Source organism: Paenibacillus foliorum (assembly GCF_013141765.1).
Taxonomy (GTDB): Bacteria; Bacillota; Bacilli; order Paenibacillales; family NBRC-103111; genus Paenibacillus_S; species Paenibacillus_S foliorum.
This window is the reverse complement of sequence record NZ_WHOD01000122.1, coordinates 1-2337: the sequence shown is the minus strand read 5'-3', so window position 1 is coordinate 2337 and position 2337 is coordinate 1. Positions and strand designations below refer to the sequence as shown.

Here is a 2337-nt window from a genome sequence, read left to right as displayed (position 1 = left end):
CGCCGAAGCGTCCGTTTAACGCAAGCTTGTCTTAAGCTCAAAAGTAATGCTAGCGAGAATTTGCATTCTCTATTTTAACACTCACTCGTTGTTCAGTTTTCAAAGGGCAATTGTGTTATATTTACCATTACTTTCGACAACCTGTCAAAAGCGACCTGATTAATATATCATAATGATTTAAACAATGCAAGTTATTTTTTTTGTTCATGTTGTTTAACTGCTTTGCATTCCATGCCGTTAATGGCCGGACGACTAATATACCACGATACTCTACTAATAGCAACTAAAAGGTTTATTTATATTTAAGTGAATTTACCTTCTATAAATAATAGGCATAACGACATTCGCAAAATATTGAAATACTTAGGTATTTTTTTAATAATGCCCAAATTAAGTAATTTACTGGTTGATTTTATACGTTGATCATTTGACTGATATATGATAACTTCTAAAAATGCCGAATCAAACAGATATCTTGTTTGTACGGGGGACGATTTATTGGGGTGAATGAATGCAGGCATGCAAGCTAGGGAGAATCCTCTTCCCGAATCCGTCAACTAACCTCGGAGGCACAAGGAGGGAATAAATGAATAGTTTTGTCAAAAGCGTTGTTATCACATCATCTTTACTGTTTGGTTATCTTGTTCCAGCAACAAGTGCACTCGCTTCTCCACCAGTATCAACAGAAATCAAAGTACAGATCAATGATAAGCTGGTCAATTTTCCAGATTCACAGCCTTTCTTGGACAGTTCACACCTTCTGCAGGTTCCTGTTCGGTCTATGAGTGATTCGCTAGGATTAGAGGCTCATCCCGAACCTGTAGGCCAAGCATGGAAAGTAACTCTTAAGAACCAAAGTAATACATTTACTTTCACTACGGGAAGCCTTACAGCTATTGTTAACGAAAAACCTGTTTCACTTGTTTCAGCGCCACAATTCATCAATGGAAAAGTATATGTACCTTTTAGGTCACTAGCTGATTTGCTAAAAATTCGTATACAATGGGATTCAACAAACCGCATAGCTATCCTAAATGAAGATAAGAATTATCACGCTCCAGCTTGGTATGCAACCCAATTCGAAGGAATTATCGACGCTAAGGCTACAGCATACACCGGATCATCATCAGAAAATGGTGGCCATCCCAGCGTAGATTACTTTGGAAATCCTCTGCAGGTAGGTACTATCTCCGTGGATCCAACAGTCATCCCATTAGGTTCAAAAGTTTACATTGAAGGCTATAGCTATGATGGATTGCCAGCTGAAGGCATGTATGCAGTTGCTTCAGATATAGGTGGTTCCGTTAAAGGCAATAAAATTGATATTTACGTTCCAGACAGCAAAACAAAGGCGATGAAATTTGGAATTCAACAGGTAAAAATCTATATGCTCAAAAATCAATAGAAAAATTTTCTAAGCAGTTGCTTAAAATGAGCGGCTGCTTTTTTGTATATTCCTAATAACGTTCTTGCAAACTATAGAAAGGATTCGCGAGGAGTTGATTATATTGTTCAATATAATTAAAAGGTCAGCCGTTTGTGCACTCATTGTCGCTTTAACCACAGCAGCTTCTGTAAGCCCTAATAGCGAAGTAGTTTGGAACGTCACCACTGATAAGAAATTGATCGCGCTCACGTTTGACGACGGGCCAAACCCAGTATTTACACCTCAAATTCTTGATTTATTAAAAGAACATCAGGCTAAAGCAACTTTTTTTGTGTTAGGAAAAAGAGTACAAATGTACCCGACTATTGCAATTCGTGAGGTAAATGAAGGGCATGAGATTGCAAATCATACTTTTGATCATCATTATCTAAAAAATGTCTCTCCCGCTAAATTAATCGAAGAAATACGTCAGACACAAGAAGTAATCTTTGATATAACTGAGCAAGTTCCCCATGTATTTCGCCCTCCTGGTGGCTTCTATAATGAGGCTCTGCTCGATTTAACAAAGGAAGACAAGCTAACGGTTGTGATGTGGTCCTGGTATCAGGACACTAAGGATTGGAAGAGGCCTGGTATAGACAAAATAGTGGATACGGTTCTCTCCAACGTACACAATGGGGATATTATATTGTTTCATGATTTGCAGGGGGATTGTACACAAACGGTAGGAGCGTTACGCAGAATTTTACCTGAGTTGAAAAAGCAAGGATTTGAATTTGTGACTGTGACCGATTTAATTTCAAAAACTAAATAATAACAGTCATCAGCTTACTCGAGGCCAGCTTTCAGTAGATAATAAGTGTTTTAAACATAGTAGCAATTTAATCCCAGCAATCTCTTTACACAAAAAGAAGCAGTCGATCTATGAAAGATCAACTGCTTCTTTTTCA

General features: G+C 37.9%; 2 protein-coding genes and 1 riboswitch. Both genes read left to right on the top strand.

All coding sequences use genetic code 11. The features are described 5' to 3' along the window. Nucleotides 1–445 precede the first annotated feature (445 nt). Nucleotides 446–586: riboswitch (cyclic di-AMP (ydaO/yuaA leader) on the top strand. Continuing rightward, nucleotides 587–1405, top strand: coding sequence for a stalk domain-containing protein (locus GC093_RS32470; protein WP_171656106.1), 819 nt, complete (start codon nucleotides 587–589; stop codon nucleotides 1403–1405). A 103-nt stretch (nucleotides 1406–1508) separates the two neighbouring features. After that, entirely contained in the window at nucleotides 1509–2201 is a 693-nt protein-coding gene (locus GC093_RS32465; RefSeq protein WP_216624986.1) for a polysaccharide deacetylase family protein, read from the top strand. Nucleotides 2202–2337: the final 136 nt, after the last annotated feature.